This window comes from Streptomyces sp. NPDC041205, assembly GCF_055591765.1.
Map to the genome: position 1 here is coordinate 288,860 of NZ_JBVIZH010000008.1, position 21,900 is coordinate 310,759.

General features: G+C 71.5%; 20 protein-coding genes and 1 pseudogene. 10 read left to right on the forward strand and 11 right to left on the reverse strand.

The features are described 5' to 3' along the window. Positions 1–222 precede the first annotated feature (222 nt). Positions 223–921, forward strand: a complete 699-nt coding sequence (locus ACZ6BG_RS31060) for a TetR/AcrR family transcriptional regulator (protein ID WP_469007553.1) — start codon at positions 223–225, stop codon at positions 919–921. Between the two features lie 183 nt (positions 922–1,104). Here ACZ6BG_RS31060 and ACZ6BG_RS31065 read toward each other — a convergent pair whose 3' ends face one another. The 4 genes from ACZ6BG_RS31065 to ACZ6BG_RS31080 all read right to left on the reverse strand — a co-directional run bounded on the left by ACZ6BG_RS31065 (position 1,105) and on the right by ACZ6BG_RS31080 (position 6,888). Further along, the gene (locus tag ACZ6BG_RS31065) at positions 1,105–2,280 is read right to left on the reverse strand and encodes an acyl-CoA dehydrogenase family protein (protein ID WP_469007554.1); all 1,176 of its coding nucleotides are present in this window, start codon (positions 2,278–2,280) and stop codon (positions 1,105–1,107) included. A 512-nt stretch (positions 2,281–2,792) separates the two neighbouring features. After that, on the reverse strand, positions 2,793–4,025 hold the full coding sequence (locus ACZ6BG_RS31070) for an ATP-grasp domain-containing protein (protein WP_469007555.1): 1,233 nt from the start codon (positions 4,023–4,025) through the stop codon (positions 2,793–2,795). Positions 4,026–4,081: 56 nt separating this feature from the next. Further along, positions 4,082–5,338, reverse strand: coding sequence for an MFS transporter (locus tag ACZ6BG_RS31075; protein ID WP_469007556.1), 1,257 nt, complete (start codon positions 5,336–5,338; stop codon positions 4,082–4,084). Between the two features lie 314 nt (positions 5,339–5,652). After that, positions 5,653–6,888: a phthiocerol/phthiodiolone dimycocerosyl transferase family protein gene (locus ACZ6BG_RS31080; protein ID WP_469007557.1), complete on the reverse strand. Its 1,236-nt coding sequence runs from the start codon at positions 6,886–6,888 to the stop codon at positions 5,653–5,655. A gap of 399 nt (positions 6,889–7,287) precedes the next feature. Here ACZ6BG_RS31080 and ACZ6BG_RS31085 point away from each other — a divergent pair, with 399 nt between their 5' ends. The 4 genes and pseudogenes from ACZ6BG_RS31085 to ACZ6BG_RS31100 all read left to right on the forward strand — a co-directional run bounded on the left by ACZ6BG_RS31085 (position 7,288) and on the right by ACZ6BG_RS31100 (position 11,910). Next, positions 7,288–8,145 carry a helix-turn-helix transcriptional regulator gene (locus tag ACZ6BG_RS31085; RefSeq protein ID WP_469007558.1) on the forward strand — a complete coding sequence of 286 codons (858 nt, stop codon included), beginning with the start codon at positions 7,288–7,290 and terminating at the stop codon, positions 8,143–8,145. Positions 8,146–8,515: 370 nt separating this feature from the next. Beyond that, positions 8,516–8,683, forward strand: a pseudogene (locus ACZ6BG_RS31090) (helix-turn-helix domain-containing protein); the annotation flags it as partial. A gap of 315 nt (positions 8,684–8,998) precedes the next feature. Beyond that, positions 8,999–9,628, forward strand: a complete 630-nt coding sequence (locus tag ACZ6BG_RS31095; RefSeq protein WP_469007559.1) for a cysteine hydrolase family protein — start codon at positions 8,999–9,001, stop codon at positions 9,626–9,628. Between the two features lie 83 nt (positions 9,629–9,711). Continuing rightward, entirely contained in the window at positions 9,712–11,910 is a 2,199-nt protein-coding gene (locus ACZ6BG_RS31100) for an FUSC family protein (protein WP_469007560.1), read from the forward strand. A 587-nt stretch (positions 11,911–12,497) separates the two neighbouring features. Here the strand turns inward: ACZ6BG_RS31100 and ACZ6BG_RS31105 are convergent. Both ACZ6BG_RS31105 and ACZ6BG_RS31110 read right to left on the reverse strand, forming a co-directional pair. Next, complete coding sequence (locus ACZ6BG_RS31105) at positions 12,498–13,463, reverse strand: pirin family protein (RefSeq protein ID WP_469007561.1); 966 nt, start codon at positions 13,461–13,463, stop codon at positions 12,498–12,500. Positions 13,464–13,555: 92 nt separating this feature from the next. Further along, positions 13,556–13,921: a PRC-barrel domain containing protein gene (locus ACZ6BG_RS31110; RefSeq protein WP_469007563.1), complete on the reverse strand. Its 366-nt coding sequence runs from the start codon at positions 13,919–13,921 to the stop codon at positions 13,556–13,558. Positions 13,922–14,196: 275 nt separating this feature from the next. On the opposite strand from ACZ6BG_RS31110, the gene ACZ6BG_RS31115 reads away from it, so the two are divergent. Beyond that, positions 14,197–14,541 carry a tetratricopeptide repeat protein gene (locus ACZ6BG_RS31115; protein WP_468460622.1) on the forward strand — a complete coding sequence of 115 codons (345 nt, stop codon included), beginning with the start codon at positions 14,197–14,199 and terminating at the stop codon, positions 14,539–14,541. Positions 14,542–14,726: 185 nt separating this feature from the next. Then, on the forward strand, positions 14,727–15,662 hold the full coding sequence (locus tag ACZ6BG_RS31120) for a glycosyl hydrolase family 18 protein (RefSeq protein WP_469007564.1): 936 nt from the start codon (positions 14,727–14,729) through the stop codon (positions 15,660–15,662). A 60-nt stretch (positions 15,663–15,722) separates the two neighbouring features. Here ACZ6BG_RS31120 and crcB read toward each other — a convergent pair whose 3' ends face one another. Further along, positions 15,723–16,097 carry a fluoride efflux transporter CrcB gene (gene crcB, locus ACZ6BG_RS31125; protein WP_469007565.1) on the reverse strand — a complete coding sequence of 125 codons (375 nt, stop codon included), beginning with the start codon at positions 16,095–16,097 and terminating at the stop codon, positions 15,723–15,725. Continuing rightward, positions 16,094–16,549 carry a fluoride efflux transporter FluC gene (locus ACZ6BG_RS31130; protein ID WP_469007566.1) on the reverse strand — a complete coding sequence of 152 codons (456 nt, stop codon included), beginning with the start codon at positions 16,547–16,549 and terminating at the stop codon, positions 16,094–16,096. The genes crcB and ACZ6BG_RS31130 overlap by 4 nt, the downstream gene beginning before the upstream one ends. A 235-nt stretch (positions 16,550–16,784) precedes the next feature. Between ACZ6BG_RS31130 and ACZ6BG_RS31135 the strand changes: the two genes are divergently transcribed. Continuing rightward, positions 16,785–17,795: an aminoglycoside phosphotransferase family protein gene (locus ACZ6BG_RS31135; protein WP_469007567.1), complete on the forward strand. Its 1,011-nt coding sequence runs from the start codon at positions 16,785–16,787 to the stop codon at positions 17,793–17,795. A 68-nt stretch (positions 17,796–17,863) separates the two neighbouring features. Here the strand turns inward: ACZ6BG_RS31135 and ACZ6BG_RS31140 are convergent, their stop codons facing one another. After that, on the reverse strand, positions 17,864–18,187 hold the full coding sequence (locus ACZ6BG_RS31140) for a plasmid stabilization protein (protein WP_469007568.1): 324 nt from the start codon (positions 18,185–18,187) through the stop codon (positions 17,864–17,866). A 136-nt stretch (positions 18,188–18,323) separates the two neighbouring features. On the opposite strand from ACZ6BG_RS31140, the gene ACZ6BG_RS31145 reads away from it, so the two are divergent. Continuing rightward, positions 18,324–18,620 carry a WhiB family transcriptional regulator gene (locus ACZ6BG_RS31145; RefSeq protein ID WP_469007569.1) on the forward strand — a complete coding sequence of 99 codons (297 nt, stop codon included), beginning with the start codon at positions 18,324–18,326 and terminating at the stop codon, positions 18,618–18,620. 123 nt (positions 18,621–18,743) lie between these two features. Here the strand turns inward: ACZ6BG_RS31145 and ACZ6BG_RS31150 are convergent, their stop codons facing one another. Continuing rightward, positions 18,744–20,186, reverse strand: coding sequence for a dihydrolipoyl dehydrogenase family protein (locus ACZ6BG_RS31150; RefSeq protein ID WP_469007570.1), 1,443 nt, complete (start codon positions 20,184–20,186; stop codon positions 18,744–18,746). A gap of 118 nt (positions 20,187–20,304) precedes the next feature. On the opposite strand from ACZ6BG_RS31150, the gene trxA reads away from it, so the two are divergent. Next, a complete protein-coding gene (trxA, locus tag ACZ6BG_RS31155; protein ID WP_385711466.1) occupies positions 20,305–20,688 on the forward strand; it encodes a thioredoxin in 384 nt (127 codons plus the stop codon). A gap of 110 nt (positions 20,689–20,798) precedes the next feature. Here the strand turns inward: trxA and ACZ6BG_RS31160 are convergent, their stop codons facing one another. Beyond that, complete coding sequence (locus tag ACZ6BG_RS31160; protein WP_469007571.1) at positions 20,799–21,884, reverse strand: LacI family DNA-binding transcriptional regulator; 1,086 nt, start codon at positions 21,882–21,884, stop codon at positions 20,799–20,801. Positions 21,885–21,900 lie beyond the last annotated feature (16 nt).

Sequence of the window (21,900 nt, forward strand, 5' to 3'; positions counted from 1 at the left end):
TCACCGGGTGCGGCTGGCCCGCTCTGGAAGAACCGGGGTGCGCGACGGCCAGGGACTGCTGCCCGAGCGAGACGCTGGCGAGTGGCGCGCTCGGCGAGGGGCGCGCTGTCCGGCGGGACAACCATGCACCACAAGTTTCGTTACAGTCAATGTCTGAAATTAAACTGCTTCGGGGGCCCGGAGCTGGCTAGTGTGGACGCCAACAAGGAGGGACAACACGCTGTGAGCAGCAAGGACGAGAAGAGCGCCGGTCGCGCCCACCGACCGCGGCGCACGGCCGGGACGAAGACGCGCACCGCCGCGCAGGAGCGCACGCCGCATCCCGGCGGCAGGCCGCGGGATCCGGCGATCGAGGAGGCGATCCTGCAGGCCACGCGGGTGCGCCTGGCCATCGACGGGTACACGCGGATGACGATCGGCGACGTGGTGGCGGACGCCGGAGTCACCCGCCCCACCCTGTACCGACGTTGGCCGAACAAGCACGACCTGGTGGTGGACGCGCTCCACTACGGCCTGCGGAAGCAGCGCGAGGCCTACCCTCTCCTGGACGTGGACTCGATGACGCCCCTGGAGGCGTTCACCGAGGCCGTTCGGCGCCTGGACCCCCGCTACCACAACCAGCGGGCGATGGCGCTGCACGGCAACTTCATGAGCGAGGCCGAGCGCGAACCGGCCCTGTTCGAGCAGATGCGCGAGCACGGCAACAAACCGCGCTGCGCGGAACTGCTGGGAACCCTCCGGCACCTGCAGGAAGCCGGCGCGGTGCGCACGGACGCCGACCTCGACACCGTGGTCGTTCTCTGCTTCGGCAGCTACTTCGGCGACTACCTGCAGACCGGAGCGAGCACCCCGGACGATCACGCAGAGCGTGTGGTGGCCATGCTGTGGCCCACCATCAGGGCGCAGGAGCATGACGAGTAGCCTCCGGCTGGTCGGGTGCCCGCGGACAGCGGGAAGTTCAGGGCCAAGGTCATGCCGTCCTGTGAGGGCCCGGGCGGGGTGCAGTGGCCCCGAGGCGGTGCCCCAGGGGCAGGACCGTCGTATGCCCTGGGCGGCTGCGGGAACGATCCGCGCCTGCCCGCGGGGGCTGTGCCGCAACGCTCCCTACAGCAGGGCCGCGTCCGTCGGGATGCCGAGCAGGATGCGGCCGGTCGTCTCCCAGGTGGCCGGGCCGACCTGGATGTGGGCGGTGGCGGCGGCCGCGTCCCGGAAGCGGCGCTGCAACGGCGAGTCGTCGTAGATGGCCGACCCACCGCCGAGGTCGTACATGGCCCGCACCACGTCCGCGGAGGTGCGGGCGGCGTGGGTGGCCGCCAGGCGCAGTCCGGCGCGCAGGTCCGTCGTGACCGTCTCGTCGGCGTGCGCGGCGCGCCAGGCGTCCTCGATGGCCGCGTAGAACAGGGCGCGGGCGGCCCGCAGGGAGGCTTCTGCCTGCGCGAGCGCGGCTTGCGTCGTCGATTTCTCGCTCAGCGGGCGACGCGATCCGTAGGCCGTTCTGCGGCCCGCGAGGTCGCTCAGGTCATCGATGGCCCCGCGAGCGTTGCCCAGTGTCGCCGCGGCGACGGCCAGGGCGAAGTACCCGAAGACCGGGAACCGGTAGAGCGGAGCGTCGATCACCGGGCCGTCCGCCAGGGACAGCGTGTGGTGGGCGGGCACGAACACGTTCTCGGCCACGACATCGTGACTGCCCGTTCCGCGGAGTCCGGAGGTGTGCCAGGTGTCGTCGAGGATCCGCAGCTGCGCGGCCGGGATGGCGACGGTGCGCGGCACCGGCACGCCGCCCTCGCTCCCCCGGCCGTCGTCCACGAGACAGCCGCCGAAGAAGTGGTCCGCATGCTTGATGCCACTGGCGAACGGCCAGCGACCGGAGACGACCACCCCTCCGTCGACGCAGCGGGCCCTCCCCCGCGGCGCCCACACGCCTGCCGCGATCGAGCGCGGGTCGCCGAAGATCTCGGCTGCGCCGTCCGCCGGCAGGTAGGCCGCGAGCAGGCTGGTGGTCACGGCGATGGCCACGCACCAGCCGGTGGCGGCATCGCCCCTGGCTATCGTCTCGGCGGCGGCGAGTGCGTCGGCGGGCGGGGCCTGCGCGGCCCCCAGGCGTGCGGGCGCTGCGGAACGCATCAGGCCCGCATCGCGGAGCTCCTCGAGCACGTCCGGCGCCAGGCGTCGCCGGCGCTCGGTGTCGGCGGCCGCCGCCTGCGCCCGCCGGCGGATGCGGTCCGCCGGATGCCCCAGGTTTTCCTGGGCCGGTACGGCGGGGGGAATCGAGCTGGTCACGGGGTTCTCCCTTCGACTACGGCGGGGGGAATCGAGTTGGTCACGGGGTTCTCTCTTCGACGGACACGGGCGCGGCACGCAGCGAGCCGCGCTGCCGACGCTGTACGGAGTGGAGTGGTGCAAGCGCTGCTGCGAGCGTCCTGGCCGGCAGCGCGCCCTTCAGGGGGCGTCGATCGCTGCCTGCGCCCGCTACAGCCGCGCACGCGGGGGTGCGACTCGCCCGGGGCGATTGCGTCCCGGCTGCCTCGGGCCGCGATCCGGTGCAGCACCGCGACGGTGTGGTTCTCGTGGGCAGTGACCTTGTTCATGATCTTTCTTCGTGCTCTGCCACGCTGGCGAGGAGAAGTGGGCCCGGTGGCTTGGGGATCGGGCCGTGCGGCAGGGCGCCGTTGAGTGATGCGCCGGTCGGGCTCACCGTGCGCGGCGACTTCTGGACCGGTGGAGCCGCTGCTGACGGTGCAGGGGCTGGACGTGCTGTGTCTCGGCGTCAGCTGATGCAGAGGCCTTCGTGGTCAGCTGGTGTAGAGGCCTTCGTGCTCCCAGGCACGCAGGATGTCGTAGTCCTCGATCAGCTCTTGGCGGTTGCTGGCCGCGAGGTAGGCGAATCCGGGTGAGGTCAGCATGTCGCTGGTGGGGGCGAGGTGCTGGCCGGGGGCGAAGCCGGGGAAGACGGCGATGACGCTGGGGAGTTCCGCGATCTTGGTGAGGGCGTCGGGGTTGGCGGGGCCGGGGTGGTGGTTGATGAAGTCGACCCATCGCAGCACCGGACCTCGGCCCGGGGCGGGGGTGTTGCGGGTGCGCAGGGACGCGGGGTCGATCGTGGCGGTGACGGCCAGGGCGGTTTGGGAGGGGCCGAGGTGGGCGTCCACCACGTCGGGCCCGGTGGCTCCGCCCAGGCGGGCCCCGGTCTCGATGAGCACCGGTCCCCGGGGAGTGAGCATGACTTCGGTGTGTGCGGGCGTCTCGGCGATGCCGAGCGCGTCCAGTACGTCGCGGACGTAGGCGAGGAGGGCTTGCCCGTTGCTGCTGGCGGGTTCGACCGGCTCCTGGAAGTCGTAGATGGGTGCGGCCGACGGGCCGAGGCGTTTGGTGTACTGCCAGATCTCGGCGACGTGGTGTTCTCCGCCGGAGGAGACCGTGTTGATGCAGTACTCGGTTCCGTGCAGGCGTTCCTGGACGAGCACGGCCTCGTTGGGCTCGCCGAAGATGTTGGCGGTGGCGAAGACGGCGGTGGCGGCCTGGCCGACTTCTTCGGCCGAGCCACAGAACGTCACGCCGTCGGTGCCGGCGCTGGCCAGGGGCTTGACCACCGCCTCGTCGAGCCCTGACGCGGTGAACCAGTCGGCTGCGGCGCGGGCGGAGTGGGCGACGGTGGTGTGCGGGGTCGCGAGTCCTGCGGCCTGGACCGCCTGCCGCATAAGGGACTTGTCGCGGCGGGCCGCGACCAGCGCGGGGTCGTTGGTCGGCAGACTCAACGCGCTCGCGAGCATCTCGGCCAGCACGACGCCGGTTTCGGTACCGGCCAGCACGCGGGAGACGTGCAGGCGCGCGAGCTCCCGCGCGAGGTCGTCGAAGTCGCTGGTGAAGCCCAGGTCGAGGACGTAGTCGTCGAGGCTGAATGAGCGCAGGAGGAAGGCGCTGGTGTCCGGCCGGCTTCGCACGTGAATGCATGCGACACCCGCTTGGGCAAGCCGCTTGGCCAGCGTCGCCCCGGTGGAATACCCGTCGACGATCGCTACCTTCATGGTGCTGTTCCTCTCATGATGCTGTACGGAGTGCGGGAAGAGTGGTTGGCGCAGGGTCACTTCGGCAGGTGGCGGTGCCCGGCTGGATCTGCTGGGGCCGGTGCGCGCAGAGTGCGCGAGAGAGGCACGCAGGCCAGGGCCCCGAGGACGGCGCTCGCCACCAGCAGGCCGGCCACCAGGGGGCGCCCTCCCGCGTTGAGGGCACCGGCGACGGCCAGCGGGGTGAGCGAGGCGATCGCGCCCGCGACACTGAGGGCGGCCTGGTAACGGCCGATGGCACCGGCCGGGGCGGCCGTCGCGACGAAGGCACCGGCGGCGACGCTGTAACAGATCTCCCCGGGCACCATGATCACCGCTGCGGTGGCGTAGCCCACGGTGGTGTGCTGCAGTGCCGCCAATGCCATGGCGGCGCCGAGGATCAGGCTGCCCCCGGCGAGCATCGGGCCGATGGGGTATCGGACGCGGTCGTCGCGGCCCACCAGGAGGCGGGTCAGAGGCGGGCTGAGCAGCAGGACCGCAGCCGAGTTGGCGAGCATGGCGGTGCCGTACGCGGACGGAGAAAGGTGGTCCGCGCTCATGACCAGGGGCAGGACACTGATCAGCCCGTAGGCGCAGGTCGTCGCCGCGATGGCTGCCGCCACCATCCAGCGCAGCCGGGCGTCGGAGATGATCTGTGCGTAGGTCACGTGCGCGTGTTCGGCCCGGGGTGCGGCGGGGCGGCCGGTCAGCATGCGGCGCACCAGGAGGGCCGCGGCCACGCAGGCGACGGCGTTGAGGGCGAACAGGAACCGGTAGCCGTGGGCCTGGGCCACGAAGCCGCCGACGCCGCCGCTCAGCGAGATGCCCACGTTGGAAACCCAGTAGACCCAGCCCTGGGCGCGGGTGCGCGCTCCCTCATTCGTCAGGCGTTCGTTGATCTGCGCGGAGACGGCCGGCCTGTGCACGTCCATGGTGCAGCCCAGGCAGAAGGCGAGCAGCATCAGTGCGTTCAGGCTGCTGGCCACGGTGAGCCCGGCGCAGACCGCGGCGGCCAGCAGCAGTCCTGTCGTGCACGCGGTGCGGGCTCCGAGCCGGTCCGTCATCGCCCCGCTGGCCAGTTGCCCGACACACCAGCCGACCCCGAAGAGCGTCAACGCGCCGCCGGCGGCTGTCGTGCCGTGTGCGTCGCTGATGGAGTAACCGAGGAAGTCGTAGGCGAATCCGCAGGCTTTGACCAGGAAGGTCGTTGCCAGGAGCGTGGTGATGACCACGCGCGCCGACGGAACGGAGGCACTGGATGGTGCGGCGGCAGGGCGGGGTGCGGTGACCGTCATGACGAAGCACCTGCCTTGCCGGGCAGCGCCACGCTGCCTCTCGCCGCGGTCGTCGGAACGGATAGGTGCTGAGCCTTCATTACTTGCCCTTGTCGGATGGCGTGAGAGCCGGGAATGCGGATACGGGGCCCTTCACGGAGAGGACCGGCAGGCCGGGGCACAGCTCCATGATCTGAGCGGATACGGCCCGGTGGAGCAGCCGAAAGACGAATTCCACCAGCGCCTGGCTCGGCCGGTCGGCTGGTGCCGGGCCTCACCGGCGCACCAGAGGCACTGGGCCGAAGCCGGACATCGCGACGGCCGCCTGCCACGCGCTAGCGCGCCGTGGGGTGGGTCAGTTCGGCCAGACCCGCGGCGATGAGGTCCCGCAGTTGCGCGATCTGTGCGCGCCGGTGGTACTGCGGGGAGTAGGCCAGTTCGATGCTGCAGCGCCCGGTGAAGGTGGAGACGAAGTAGCCGACCCAGGTCACCGCCTCTGAGGTGGCGAAGCCGCGGAAGTCGACGATCTCGATCCCCTCCGGCACAGCGAGTTCGGGCACCGGGCCCCAGTTGGTGATGAAGTTCCCGACGCTCGTACGCGCGCGGCCCTGCGCGGCGGCAGACGCCGCGGTCAACATGACCGCGAGTGCCGTGCCGCCCTCGATACCGGCGACAATCTGCGCCTTCGTCTCCTTGGCCAGGACCTCCAGATCCGAAGCGGGCCCGCACGCGGTGACCGTGGGCGTGAATCCCAGGGCGTTGGTGACCTCGTCGGGGAGTGCCACGGGCTGCAGGTGGGGGCGCAGATCGGCGAGGTGGAACATGATCATTGGCAGTTCTGGGGCCTCGGCTGGTGCGGTGAGCGTCGCACGTTCGGCACGGATGATCGCCGCGGCCAACAGAGCGTGCAGGGTCGTCCCGGCTGTCCGCGCGTGAGCGAGCAGCGCGGCTGTGTCGCCGCGCGACAGACAGACCCGCTGGGCCGGCTCGGGAGCGAAGACCGCGTCGGCACCGGTGTCAGCGACGGCGGTGCTGTGCACGGGGCCCGAGTTCGTCACGGCGAGGTCCGGCAGGGTCATGGCGCGGGCGCGGTAGGCGTCTTCGAGGCTGCGCGGGTGCACCGGGGCCGGATCGGACAAGGCCGCGCTCACGGGCAGGGTGGCGGCGGTGTGCCAGAAGTATTCGAGCAGTTGAAGTCCCAGTGTGGCGTCGTTGATCGCGTGAGACACCTGCAGGGCGACCGCGGTCTGCTGGCCTTCGGCCACGATGGTGAGTTTCGCCAGGCCGCGTGCGGGGTCCAGGACCGTCAGGCCGTGCTCGAGCCAGTCGGAGACCGTACCTTCGATGAGCTCGGTGGTCGCGGCGCTGGTGCCGTCGTCGGGGATGTGCAGCCAGCACTGCTCGCCGGTCGTCTCTATCGTGCCGCGCAGCATCGGATACCTGCCGCACAGCAGCCCGAACGCGGTGCGCAGTCCCGCGATGTCGACCGCACCGGTGCAGACAGCCACGTAACTGACCGTGAGCTTGCGCGGCACGAAGCCGTGATCTATTCGTCCCAGACGGTATTTCATGTCACCTTCCTCGGCCCGGCTGACTCAGTCGCGGGCATGAGGCGCGTGTTCACGCCAGGTCCAGCAGGACGGAGTTGGCGGCATGTGCCCGGCTCGCGCGCCGGATCGTCGGCCCGTCGCCGGGGTCGGGCAGCCGGCAGGCCGCTGACGCTGTGCGCTTCGGCGGCGAGGGTGCCGTCCGGTCTCGTCAGCACCTGTTCATGGGGGCCGAGTTCGGAACCGCGGACGGTGAATCGCATGGTGTACGGCGCGGCACGCACGGCAAAGACCTCCAGGCACTTGTCGGACGAGGTGTCGCAGAACGAGCCTGTGGCCGCCGCGACACCATTGCCAGACGCTGCCGACGCTGGTGCCGGCAGCACCTGGCAACCGGTGCCGGGGGTGGCTGATGATGGGTGCGTGAACTCCGCTCTTGCCCCTCGCCGCACCGAACTCGCCTCGTTCCTGCGCAGCCGCCGTGAGCGCCTGACGCCCGCGGCGGTCGGCATGGCACCAGGACTGCGCCGCCGGACACCAGGACTGCGTCGCGAAGAGGTCGCCCACCTGGCCGGGGTCTCCATCACCTGGTACACCTGGCTCGAACAGGGACGCCCCATCAACGTCGGCGCGCAGATCCTTTCCGCCATCGCCGCCACCCTGCGCCTGGACGCGGCCGAGCGCGCTCACCTGTTCCGCCTGGCCGAGGTGCCGCTTCCCGCGGTGGCCACCACCGCCGATCCGATCACCCCTACGCTGCAGGCGATCCTCGACGCCATCTCCGACTTCCCCGCCGCGGCCATCAACAGCCGCTGGGACATGCTGGGCTGGAACGCGGCGGCCGCCGCGCTGTGGCCACGGCTCACCGCGCCCGAGGGCTCCCGCAACGTCTTGTGGGAGATGTTCACCACCCCCGAATGCTGCCGTTGCTTCGTCAACCGCGACATCGGCCTGCCCCACATGGTCGCCTCGTTCCGCGCCGACTTCGCCCGCCACCTCGACGACCCGGCCTGGACCGAGCTGATCCGCTCGCTCGCCACCATCAGCCCGGAGTTCTCACGGCTGTGGGCCGCCCACGACGTCGCCGCACCACCGACCCAGACCATGACCTACCGCCACCCCGCGGTCGGTGACCTGTCGCTGTCCCTGACGCGCATGGAGCTGCCCGCCGTCGCCGAAACCATCGTCACCGTGTGGACCCCCGCCGACGAGGACAGCCACCGGCGCATGGACCAGCTCCTCGCCCACCCCGTCACCCCCGCGCTGGACCACACCCACTGAGACGGCGCCCTCGAACCCGGCGCAGCAAGCTCGCTGAGCCCTCGGCGGACATCCCTAGGACGGCATCACCGCCGTCTACAGGGACCACGCCGAACGCTCCCGCGGCCGGTATCGCGCCTACCCCTACGGCGGACTGAACCTCCTCGTACCGATCGGCCCCGGCGCCGAGTTCGTCGGACCGAGCGACCGGCCGGGGCCAGCCTGAACCGCGCCCGCCCCCGGCAGCCACCACTGACTTCCCCGAGGGCCGCGGACCTGGATTCAGTTACGCGGCTTCCCCGTAACGTTACTCATCGTGTGGCCCTTGACCGCCAAGCCACACGGCCCCCAGCAAGGACCCCCACCCCTATGCCCACGCCCCACACCGATGCCACCCACGCGCGAGCAGGAAGTCGTCGCCATGGTCGCCCAAGGCCTGACCAACGACGAGGTCGCCGCCGCTCTCTTCGTCACCCTCTCCACAGTGAAGACCCATCTCGGCGGCATTCAGCGCAAGTTCGGAGCCCGTAACCGCGTCGAGGTCGCCGCCCGCGCCTGACCGCACGGCCCGATCCGAGGTTCCTGGCCTCCGCGGCCCGCCTCCTCCGGCAGACCATGGAGCCGCCATCGCACAGCCGGGCAGCGATCCGGGCCCCGGCCGGTACCTGGGCGATGCCCGGGGAGCAGCACATCCCGACTCCCGGCACCGCCAACGGCGGCCACGCCCCTGCCGGTTGGCGTCCGCGCGCTTGCGGCAGGCGGCGTCAGGAGCGGCTAGCACTCGACGATCACTTACGTTACAGTCATTACTTGTAACGATTGGTTCGCGGAGCCGCGGGCCCGTCGCTGACCATTTCCACGCTGGAGGACAGCCATGGCAAGCACCTATGAACCCGGTCGAGTGGGGCTGCTGCTCGTCGACCTCGTCAACGAGAACTTCTCGAAGGACGGCAAGGCCTATTCCATCTACGCGCCGGAGTACGAACGCCTGGACACGGTCAACAGCCTGAAGAAGCTCATCGCCGGGGTGCGGCAGCACGAAGACGTTCCCGTCTTCTACTCGAGGACTTCCTTCACCGAGGAGGACTACACGGCCTGGAGGCACGTTTCCGGAATCCACCGGCAGATGTTCGACAACCGGATGTTCACGGCCGGCACGTGGAACACCGAGTTCCACGAGGAGCTGGCTCCCCGGCCGGGCGACGTGGTCCTGGCGCCGCACAAGGGCCTCGACGTTCTCCAGCACACGGACCTGGAGTTCCAGCTGCGGCAACGCGGAGTTGAGTACCTGGCGATCGCCGGGGTCTCCGGGATCATGGCCGTGGAGTCGACGGCCCGCACCGCGATGGAGCGCGGCTACCACGTCACCGCGTTCACCGACGCCATAGCCGCTCCCGGCGGCCTGGTCACCTATCAGGCGATGATGCGCGGCCTGAACATGGTCTCCCACAACGTGGTCGGCGTGGACGACTTCCTGGCCTCGCTCGGCGAGTCGGCGGCGTAACACCTTCACCATCGACTCGGCCAGAAAGCAGCGGGGGCATGCAGCGGGCACGAACACGGTTGGCGGACGTTCATGATCGGTTCTTGGCATCCGATCCCGGACTGATCCGGATGTGGTCCGCGCTCAGCACGGTCTGCGCGGTGCTGCTGACGCTCGGCGTCCTCGCGGCGCTGGATGCCCCGGTGCCGATCCTGGTGACGGGTGCCCTCACGGCGATGGTCAGCACGGCCGCGGTCACCGAACCCCGGCCGCGCGATCAGGCGTTGACGCTCGCGATGGGGGTGCCGGTCGCCCTGGCGGTCATGGCGGTCGGCAGCGCGCTGGCGCCGTACCGGGTCGCGGCGGACGTGGTGTTCGTGCTGCTGATCTTCGCCGCCCTCTACATCCGGCGGCTGGGCCGGCGCGCGACCGCGCTGGGCGTCTTCTCCTTTCAGCTCTTCTTCGTGACCCAGTTCGTCGAGACCCGCGTGGAGCAGTTGCCGCGGCTGTTCCTGGCCGTGCTGGTGGCCTTCGGCAGCTCGGCGCTGGTCCGGTTCGCCGTCTTGCGCTCGCCGCCCGGGCGGACGCTGGCATGTCTGCAGCGAGCCTTCCATCTGCGTCTGATGCTGGTGATCGACGCGTTGATCGAGGTGGCCGAGGGCACGCGGGAGGGATCGCGCGCCGAGCGGGCGATCGCCGCCTTGCGCCGACGCACGGCCCGTCTGCACACGGCCGCGTTGATGATCCAGAACCGGCTGGGAACCAGTACGCCCGATGAGCGCACCGCCACCGCCATCCAGCGCCGCGTGGCGGACGCGGAGACGGCCGTGGAGCGGCTGGCCATCCTCGTGCTGCGGGTCCTGGAGCCCGGCTCCGACGTCGACACCCTGACCCCGCACCTGACGAAGGTCCGCCCCGCCGGATCCGCCATCGATACCCGCGATACGACGACGCTCCCCACGTTGGTCTCGCGGCTCCGTGCGCTGCGCGCGACGATCGGCCCGGGGCCGCTGCACCCGGCGGGCGCCCATCCCGCCGAGGCGCGCGACCGGCTGCTCGGCTACCGCGATGACGAGCATCTGTCCGACGCGTCCCCGGCGATGCAGGACGTCTTCCGCTCGGCGGGAGACCTCGCCCGCGCCCTGTCCGGCCTCCGCCTGGCCGTCAACGGACAGACCCCGGCCCCCCAGGCAACCACCGCGGCACCACGGTTGCGTGCGGAGCTCAAGGCGGAACGATCCGGCCTGACGAAGGACGCCGTACCCCGGCAGGGCCCCCGCATCCGCCCCACCACCAGGACCGCTCTCCAGGTCGCGACCGGGTCGGCGCTCGCCGTCGTCGGCGGTGAACTGCTCTCACCCGAGCGCTGGTACTGGGCCGTGTTCACGTGCTGGGTAGTGTTCATCGGCACTACCTCCACCGGCGAGATCCTGGTCAGGGGATACCGACGCCTGATCGGCACGGTGACGGGTGTCGTCGCCGGGCTGGCCCTCGCCGCACTGATAGGCGACGCCTCCTGGCTGGCCTTCGCCCTGGCGGGCCTCAGCGTGTTCGGGATGTACTACACGCTCGCGGTGTCCTACACGCTGATGTCTTTCTTCGTCACCACGATGCTCGGCATGCTGTACACGCTGCTCCACACCCTCACCCCGGGTCTGCTGGTGGTGCGGATCGAGGAGACCGCGCTGGGCATCGCATGCGGGCTGACCGCTGCGCTCCTCGTGCTGCCCGTGCGCACCCGGGAACGCACGGACCAGTTGCTGCGTGAGGTGTTGGAGCGGCTGCGCGCGGTGGTCGCCCAATCGCTGGCCCAGTTGGGTGGCGAGTCCGGCGGGGACCTGCTTGGTCCGGCCCGCGCACTGGATGTGGCCCTGGACAGTCTGCGCCTGTCGGTGCAGCCGCTGATCACCCCGATCAGCCCGTTGCGGTCCCGGCGGCGCACCGCGCTCCTGGTGCTGGGGCTGTTGGAAACGGCGGCCTTCCACGCCCGCAGCCTGGCTGTCACCGCCGAACTGGTGCCGGCAGGCCTCCACATCGGCGCCGATCCGCGCCTCGTGAACGAGGCCTGCCGCATCGACCGCACCCTCGCGACCCTGATCAGCCAGCCAGCCGTCCAGGGCGAGGGCGACACCACGCTCGTACGCGGGCTCGGGGTCCCCGCCCACCTCGGCATGACCGAGGGTGCGGCGCACCCCAAGGACATCAACGCGACCCGACGCGTCCTGCGGCACCTGCAGCGTGTGGACGAGAGCATTCAGTGCCTGGCCCGGACGCTTCACCAGCCCGTCCATGATGACTCGTGACGCAGGCCCCGGCGGGTCCCCAGGTCCTCACCCGCACGCATCCTCCCCGCGACCGCCCACCTGCTCCGCCTTGAGACTGTCCCGCCGCATCAGGTCGCCCGCAACGGACTCCAACTCCCGGTGATCTGCAGAGACTGCGGAGCACCGGCACGTTGGTGAAACCGCTGTTCGTCCTGCTCGACAGCTTCGGCGGACCCGACATCCCCTTCTCACTCCTCAAGGAGTCGGGGGCGTTACCCCAGCGCCGAAGTGATGGTGATCTTCGAGCCCGCCTTCCTCGCACAAGTTCACGTTCCTGCGCGAGCAATACCGAGCCACGCTACGACAGGCCGGTCTCACCCACACGCTGCACTTCGAGAGGGTCGACGAGGGCAGCAGGAAGCTCTATCTGATCTTCGGTACCCCGCACGAACCGGGCCTGGAGAGACGAAGGACGCCATGTGGAAGGTGCACCCTTCCCACGGCGTCCGCTACCGCGGCCCCCGGAGACACCCAACAGCAGACGCTGGATCTCGTATTCGAAGCAGCCGCGACCAGCCGCAACGGGACCCAAACCACACCTGACAGCCCATCCACATCCACCCGGCTCAGCGCACCCTCCCCCGCGGCTTCAACGCCACCGGCGGCAGCTCGGGGGCAGCCAGCGGCTCCCCGTCGTACCCCTTCACCTCACCGAACCGCGACCCCGTCATCCAATCCGCCCGCGCCCGCTCGATGTCCTCCTGGGTCCGCCCGATGAAGTTCCACCACATGATCAGCTCCTCCTCGAACGGCTCGCCACCGAGGAGCATCAGGCCCGCGTCGGATTCGGCGCGCAGGGGGAGTTCGGTGCGGCCGCAGCCGAGGTACAGCATGGAGCCGGGGAGCACGGGGACTCCGTCCACGTGGGCCTCGCCGGCCATGGACAGGACGGCGTACTCGAAGTCGGGCTCCAGCGGAAGGCGTACATCCGTTCCCTGCGCGAGGGTCAGGTCCGCGCCGACGATCGGCGTGTACGTCGTACCGGGCGACTCCGCGCCGTCGAGCGCGCCCAGGAGCAGCTTCGCGCTGACGCCCGGCGCGGTCACGACCGGCAGGTCGGCGTGGTGCTCGAAGTGCGCCTCGGTGTGCCGGTGGGCGTCCGGCAGAGCGACCCACAACTGCGCGCCGTGCAGCAGGCGGGCGTGCGACTTGGGGCTCTCCTCGGAGTGGGAGATCGCCCTGCCCGACGTCATGAGGCCCAGTTCGCGGGGGCGGATCGTCTGCAGGCTGCCGGTGCTGTCCCGGTGCAGGACCTCGCCCTCGTGCAGCCAGCTCACCGTCTGCAGGCCCATGTGCGGGTGCGGCGGCACCTGCATGCCGGGCTCGTCGGCGATGTCGTCGGGGCCGTAGTGATCCACGAAGCACCAGGCGCCGACCATCCGGCGGCCCAGGTTCGGAAGCAGTCGCCGTACCTCGGTCGACTCGCCGAGCTTCACACGTCGTGGGCTGAGGAGTTCCCGCACCGGTTCCGCGACGACGAACCCGCGACCGCCGCACAGCGCGGGCACCGCCTCGCGATCAAGATTGCTCATAGGGCACAACTTAGCCCCGAGCACCCGGAGCGGACAGGGCAACTCCCCGACCCGGGCCCGGTCGGCGCCGCCACCGCGCGGCGGCGCCGGGGTCAGAGCTCCGAGCCGCTGTCCAGCGTGGCGTAGTACGCGCCCACCTCGTTGAGATACGCGGGATCCGTCGTCTGGCTGTCGGTCGTGAACCGGGGCGCCTCCTTGACCTGATCCTTGGAGAGTCCGACCGTCACCGTCCCGGCCTCGCGGTCGATCCGCGTGACGGCCCCGGCCGGGATCAGCACGCTCTTGCCGAACACCCACACTCCGGTGTCCACGACCAGATGCTGGCGGCCCGGCTGGTCCACGTGCCGGTCCACCTGCCCGATGACACCGTCGGTCGCCTCGACCGTGAATCCCGTCATGGGCTCCTGCGGCACGCCCTGATGGCCGCTGCCGGGCGGATAGGCCCAGATGTCCTTCACCGCATGTGCTCCCTCTGCTCGGGCGACCGGCCGCCGCTTGCGCCGCGTCCGCTGCCGCCGCTGGTTCCGTTACGTGGCGCCGGTCGCGCCACGTCCACGGATGCCGCTCTGCGACGGGGTCCTGAAAGTCGGCTCATTGTCCACCCCATCGCCTCCTCCTGAGCCGGTCTTCGACGAGACACCCGATACATCCGATATCCCGTCCCGGGCCGCGCATGCCAGTCGTGGAATATTCAACTTTCTAGGACCGTTATGGGCGGTCAAGGAGGCACACAGTGGAGTTCACCTACTTCGACCACGGCACCGCGGCCGAGCGCTGGGAGCGCGCGGGCCAGTTCTTCGACGCCAAGGAGTACACGACGGCGGCCCGCATCCTCGCCCCGCTCGCCGACGAGGTCCCCGAGCAGGTCGCCCCGCGCCTGCTGCTGGCGCGCGCCTACTACCACTCGGCACAGCTCCGCCGCGCCGAGACGGAACTGCGCACGGTCCTGGACCTCGACCCCGTCGAGGGCTACGCCCGCCTGATGCTGGGCCGCACCCTGGAACGCCAGGGCAGGGACGCCGAGGCGGCGCCGCATCTGCGGATGGCGGCGGCGCTGGCGGGCGAGTTCGCGGCCTAGGGCCGACCCTTCGGCCAGGGCCGAGCCATCGGCCAGGCCCTCACGATCGGGCGGGGAGCGCGGCGGCAACTAAAGCGCATTAGTTGCCGCCGCACTCTAGCCTCAACCCTCCTCCCTCGTCAGAATTGCCGGGACCTGGAACGACCGTGTCACGGCAATTCGACACACCTGGAGGAGAGTTCAGGATGATGAAGAGACGGAGCGTCCTTCTCGGTGCCCTCGCCCTGACCGTGACGTCGGGTGCGGCGGCCACGGCCGCGACCCGTGCCGCGGTGGGCAAGCGTGTCGTCGTCTATTACCAGACGCAGTACACGAACGGCACGTACGTCTCGCCCCTGGGCCTGACCAGGAACAAGACCGGTGTGACCGATGTGCTGGTCGCCGCGGTGCATCTGAATGACCTCAACGGTCCCTACGCGCCGGTGCACTTGAACGACGATCCGCCGGGCGCCGCGAAGTACGACCAGATGTGGCGGGATCTGAAGGAGATGCAGGGTCAGGGCGTGCACGTTCTGGCGATGGTGGGGGGCGCGGCGCCGGGGAGTTTCACGCGGCTCGACACTGAATTCGACACGTATTACCCGCTGTTGCGGGACTTCATTCGGCGGTACGGGCTCGACGGTGTCGATCTGGATGTGGAGGAGCGGATGTCCCTCGCGGGCATCGTGCGCGTCATCGACGCGCTGCGCGCCGACTTCGGCCCTGGTTTCCTCATCACGCTCGCCCCGGTGGGGTCCGCGCTCAGCGGCGGCGGGAACCTGTCGGGCTTCGACTACGAGCGGCTGTACCGCGCCCGGGGCGACGACATCGCCTGGTTCAACGCGCAGTTCTACAACGGCTGGGGCAGCATGACGTCCACGTCCAGCTACGACGCGGTGATCCGGCGCGGGCTGATACCGGCGTCCAAGGTGGTCGCCGGCACCCTGACGGACCCCTCCAACGGCGGCAGCGGCTACGTCGCCCCGGCCCGGCTGAAGTCGACGATCCGGGCCCTCGTCGCCAAGTACCCGGACATGGGCGGAGTCATGGGCTGGGAGTACTTCAACTCACAGCCGGGCGGGACTGCGCAGCCGTGGCGGTGGGCCGCGGAGGTGTCGTCGGCGCTGGCCCGGGCCCGCTGAGGCAGCGGCCGGGCGAGCCAAGGGTCCCGGTGCCGTGCCTCTCGTGAGGTGCGGCGCCGCTCAGCCCCACAGCGCCTCGCCGCCCGCCACGCCCAGGAAGGCGGCGCCGAGGCCCACGGCGACGTTGCCGACGACGTTCGCCGCCGCGGCGAGCGGCAGCCGGCCCTCGGCCAGCTGCCACGTCTCGTACCCGAAGGTCGAGTACGTCGTGAGCGCGCCGCACAGGCCGGTGCCGAGGAACAGCTGGGTGTGCGCGGACGCCGCGCCCGCGCTCGCGGCGCCGGTGACGACGCCGAGGACGAGGCAGCCCACCACGTTCACGGTGAACGTCCCCCAGGGGAAGGCCGGTCCGTACCGGGCACGCATCGCCCGGTCGGTCAGGTACCGCAGCGGAGCGCCGATCGCCGCTCCCGCCACCACGCACAGCCAGTTCACCGTCCGACCACCTCCCGCCGCGCCGCCAGGACCCGCCGCGCCGCCAGGACCCGGCGCGTCGCCACCGTCGCCGCCCCCACCGCCGCGAGCGCGGTCAGCGGCGTCAGCGCCAGGTGGAGCAGGCCGGTCCCCGGGCGGCCGCCGTCCAGCAGCCGCTCGGTGTCCACCGCGTACGTGGAGAAGGTGGTGAAACCGCCGAGCACCCCGGTGCCGAGGAACGGCCGGACCAGGCGGAGGGCGGGCGTCCGGGCCGCGGCGATCAGCGCCATGAGGACGCCGATGAGCGCGCACCCCACGGCGTTGACGGCGAACGTCGTCCACGGAAAGCCGCCCGGCGCGACCGGCCACAGCAGCGCCGCGCCATAGCGGGCCGACGCCCCGGCCGCGCCGCCCACGGCCACCGCCGCGAGAACCGGCCACCCGTCGCGTGGCACCGCCACCGTCCCGCTCATCCGTCTCCCGTTTTCCCGCCTGTGCGTCCGCCTGTGTGTCCTCCGCGTGCCGTCCCGTGCCCTCGGCCGCAGCCTCATTGTCGCGCGTGCCGGGGCACATGAGCGTGCCGGGATGGCTGTGGCGTGCGGAAACTCGGTGGACAACGGGTCGCACGGTAGGTGGGATGAGGTCTTCGCGGATCCGGTGGCCACGGCCGCCGGGCCGTGTACGGTCGAGTCGCGTCGAGGAGAGTCAGTGTCAACAGGTGGTGCCGGCAAGCCGTTCGCGTACGAGGAGTACGAGGATCACGACGACTTCGAAGACCACGAGGATGACGAAGAAGGCGGCGGGGAGGGCGAGGACGGGGACGTCCGCGTCGACGAAGCGCTGGTGCGGCGGCTGCTGACCGCGCAGTTCCCGCAGTGGGCGCACCTGCCGATCCGGCCGGTGCCGCGCTCGGGCATGGACAACGTCACGTACCGCCTGGGCGACGATCTGACGGTCCGGATGCCGCGCTACGAACGGTGGGTCGGCCAGGTCGAGCGCGAGCAGCGCTGGCTTCCGTGGCTGGCGCCGCGGTTGCCGCTCGCCGTCTCCCAGCCGGTGGCGCGGGGGAAGCCGGGAGAGGGCTATCCGTTCCCGTGGTCGATCTGCCGATGGCTCGACGGCGAGCCCGCGACGACGGACGGCCTGGCCGATCCGCGGCGGACGGCGGTGGAACTCGCCGGGTTCGTGACCGCGCTGCGGTCGATCGATGCCACGGGCGGTCCCGAACCGCAGTGGAGCAATGCCTTCCGCGGTGCTCGGGTCGGCGCCGAGTGCGACGCTCTGACCGCCGACTCCCTCGTACGCGCCAAGATCGCGAAGCTGCGCGGGATGGTCGACACGGACGCGGTGACCGCCGTGTGGGAGGAGGCCCTGGCCGCCCCCGCGTGGGACCGGCCGCCGGTGTGGCTGCACGGCGACCTCGCCACCGGCAATCTCCTGTCCGTCGACGGCCACCTCACCGGGGTGATCGACTTCGGCACGCTGGCCGTGGGCGACCCCGCGTGCGACCTGATACCGGCGTGGATGTTCCTGCCCCCGCAGGCCCGCGCCACGTACCGCGAGGCCGTCGGCGCCGACGACGCCATGTGGGCGCGCGGCCGGGGGATCGCCCTGGCCGGGTCGCTGCCGGTGCCGGACGACCCGTTCTTCCAGCAGGATCCGGCGCGGGTGACGACGGCGCTGCGGCATCTGGAGGGGATCCTCGCGGACGGGGCCTGAGGCTCCGGCACAGGTGCGTACGTCGTGCGCGGGGCGGACGCCGGCCGTGCCGACGTCCGCCCCGCCCTTCAGCGGCCCACAGCGCGCGCCAGCTGTGCCTTCGTCATCGACGAGCGGCCCTTCACCCCGCGCCGCTTGGCCTCCTCGTACAGTTGGTCGCGGGTCGGCCCCTGGGCGCCGCTGTGCGAGCGCAGGCCTCCCCTGCGGCCGGACGAGATGTCCTTCGTCGACGTACGGGAGGCGGTCTTGGCCTCGCCGCTGCGCGCCCGCTCCTTGTTCACGGTGCGCGCCGCGATCTCCCGCGCCCGCTCCGGCTTCTCGCCGCGCTGCTCGGCGCTCTCCTTGATGTGTTCGTACTGACGCTCGCGCTTGGCATTCGACCCTCGTGGCACGGCCGGTTCTCCTTCCTCGGCGGGCCCCGGCCCCGGGGTGCTCCGGGCCAGGGGCGGGAAATCCACGTGTAACCACTCGGGGAAATCGTCAAACCGGGGTCGTTTGTCCAGAGCGGCCCCGGGCACCCGCCGCCCCATGGATGAGGTACCGCTGCGACAGGAGTGGATCCACCGGGCCGCGTGCGCGGACGCCGATCCCGAGTTGTTCTTCCCGGTGGGGACGACAGGACCGGCCGAACGGGATCAGGAGGAGGCCAAGCGGGTGTGCGCGCGCTGTCCCGTGGTGGAGCAGTGTCTCGCGTACGCGCTGGGGTCAGGGCAGACGTCGGGCGTCTGGGGCGGCAAGGACGAGGCGGAGCTGGCGGCGCTGCGGCGGAAGCGGCGGGCGGCCGAGCGATGGCAGGCGGGGCGGGGCGTGCGCAGCGCGGGGTGACGAGGCGTTCCGCGCGCTCGCACGGGTCTGCGCGACGGGCAGGGCGCGGGGCGGCCCCGCCCGTCGTACGACCGACCGTGACCCGGGCCGCCGTTGATGGGGCCGCCGGGGCGGGGCCGCCCGTCAGCCCCGGTACGTCTCGAGGAGCCGCAGCCACACCTCGCTGATCGTCGGGTACGCCGGGACCGCGTGCCACAGGCGCTCGATGGGAACCTCGGCGGCGATGGCGACCGTGGCGGAGTGGAGGAGTTCGCTGACGCCGGGGCCGACGAAGGTCACGCCGAGGAGGATCTCGCGGTCCAGATCGACGATCATGCGGGCCCGGCCGCGGTAGCCGTCGGCGTACAGTCCCGAACCCGCCACCGACGCGAGGTCGTGGTCGACGGCGCGGACACGGTGTCCGGCGGCTTCGGCGGCGGCCAGGGTGAGGCCCGCGGAGGCGGCCTCGGGGTCGGTGAAGACGACCTGGGGGACGGCGTCGTGGTCGGCGGTGGCGCTGTGGGTGCCCCAGCGGTCGGTCTCCAGGAGGGGCACCTGCTGGGCGCGGGCGGCGATGGCGGCGCCCGCGATCCGGGCCTGGTACTTGCCCTGGTGGGTGAGCAGCGCCCGGTGGTTCACATCGCCGACGGCGTACAGCCAGTCGCTGCCCGTCACCTTGCAGCTGTCGTCGACGGTCAGCCACGCGCCGGGTTCCAGGCCGACCGTCTCCAGGCCGAGGTCGTCCGTGCGCGGCGCGCGGCCGGTGGCGAAGAGGATCTCGTCGGCCTCGACGGTGGTGCCGTCGCCGAGGGTGACGGTGAGGGTGGCGCCCTCCCGGTGGACCTCGCGCACCGAGGTGTCCGTGCGGACGTCGGCGCCCGCCTCGCGCAGCGCGTCGGCGACGAGTTCCCCGGCGAACGGCTCCATCTTGGGCAGCAGCCCCTCGCCGCGTACGAGCAGCGTCACCCGCGACCCGAGGGCCTGCCAGGCCGTGGCCATCTCCACGCCGACCACGCCGCCGCCCACGACGACGAGGCGCCCGGGGACGTGATCGGAGCTGGTCGCCTCGCGGCTGGTCCAGGGCTTGGCGTCGGCGACGCCCGGCAGGTCGGGGACGACGGCGCGGCTGCCGGTGCACACGGCGACGGCGTGGCGGGCGGTGAGCCGCCGGAGCGTGCCGTCCCCGGCCGTGACCGTGACCTGGCGGGCGCCCGCGAGGCGGCCGTGGCCGCGGTAGAGGTCCACGCCGATGGAGTCCAGCCAGCCCACCTGGCCGTCGTCCTTCCAGTGCGAGGTGTAGTCGTCGCGGTGGGCGAGGACCGCGGCCGCGTCCAGGGGGCCTTCGACGAGGTGGCGCAGGCCCGGTACGCGACGGGCGTCGGCGCGGGCCACGGCCGGGCGCAGCAGGGCCTTGCTGGGCATGCAGGCCCAGTACGAGCACTCGCCGCCGACGAGTTCGCTCTCCACGATCGCCGTGCTCAGGCCGTGCGCGCGGGCCCGGTCGGCGACGTTCTCGCCGACCGGGCCCGCCCCGACGACCACGACGTCGTAGGTGATGGTTTCGCTGGCTTCCGTGGCATCCGTCATGGAGACAGTCTGGTCCCAGGTGTGCGGCGTGGCCACACGGGTACGCGCGCGGAATACGGCCGTCGCCCCGGCCGTTGTGCACGACGGCTTCGCCCTCATCAGGAAGAGAGAACAAACCATGAGCAGCACGACAGTGGAGCTCACGAAGGAAAACTTCGACCAGACGATGACGGACAACCAGTTCGTCCTGATCGACTTCTGGGCGTCCTGGTGCGGGCCCTGCCGCCAGTTCGCCCCGGTGTACGAGAAGGCCGCGGAGGCCAATCCGGACCTGGTCTTCGGCAAGGTCGACACGGAGGCGCAGCCCGAGCTCGCGGCCGCGTTCGGTATCCAGTCGATCCCGACGCTGATGATCGTCCGCGATCAGGTCGCGGTGTTCGCGCAGCCGGGCGCGCTGCCGCAGGAGGCCTTGGAGGACGTCATCGGCCAGGCGCGCAAGCTGGACATGGACGAGGTGCGCAAGTCCGTGGCGGAGCAGCAGGCCAAGGAGCAGGAGCAGTAAGAGCTGGTCAAGAGCGTGCTCGCGGGCGTGGGTGGAGGGGTGGACGACCCCGCCGCCCACGCCCCGCGCGTCTCCACAGCTCCGACCGGTGCCCCGGGCGCCGGCCTCGGTCAGCTCGACTCGCGGTGCACCACGCTCGCACCGAGTACGTCGTGCACCTCCGGCCGCCCGCCCGGCTCCCGCACCACCCGGTCGACGAGTTCCGCGAGGCTCCGGCCCGACGGCAGCGCGATGCGGACGCTGCTCAGGCGCGGGCGCAGCAGCCGGGCCAGCATCAGGTCGTCCGCGCCGACGACGGCGACGTCGTCGGGGACGGTGACGCCCTCGTCCTGGAGGGCGCGCGTCAGGAGCATGGCGTACTCGTCGTTGTACGCGAAGACCGCGTCGAGGCCGAGGGAGCGCCAGCCGTCGACGAGGCGGGCCGCCGAGTCCTCCGTGTAGGCCAGGGGCAGTTCGGTGACCGAGCTGCCCTCGACGGTGCGCGCGGCCGTGCGCACGCCGTCCAGACGCGGCCGGGAGAAGGCCTCGAGGCCGGGTTCCTCGGGGACGACGACGCCGATGCGGCGGCGGCCCTGCGCCAGCAGGTGCGCGGCGGCCGCGCGGCCGACCAGGCGCTGGTCCATGAGCAGGGCGTGGGCGCCGTCCGCCCGCTGCGGTCCGAGGGTGAAGACGGCCTTGGCGCCGGAGCGTTTGAGTACGGCGACGCCGCGGGCGCCGAGCGCGATCGCGTCGGGCGCGAGGACGGCCACGGGGCGCAGCTCCGCCCAGGCGCGGGCGGCCTCCTCGCCGGTCAGGCCGAGGCTGCCGTACTGCACCACGGTGTAGTCGAACCGGCTGAGCGCCCACTGGAGTTCGTTGATGAACTCGCTGAGGAGCGGGCCGACGGCGATCTGCGGGGTCGGCATCAGGACCATGCGGCTGTGCCCGGCGCGCAGGCTGCGGGCGGCGGCGTGCGGGACGTACCCCAGTTCCTTGGCGGCCGCGTGGACGCGGCGGCGGGTGGGCTCGCTGATCCGGACGGCGCTGGTGTTGTTCAGGACGTAGCTGACGGTGGCGCGTGAGACGCCCGCGAGGCGGGCGACGTCGGCGCTCGTCGGGACGGAGTGCGGGGTGCCCTGCGGCACGGAGTCGGGCGGGGAGTTCGGCGCGTCCGGCGCCGGAACCGGCGCGGGCTGCTGCTTCGGTATCTGCACCATGACCCTCGCAATCCTT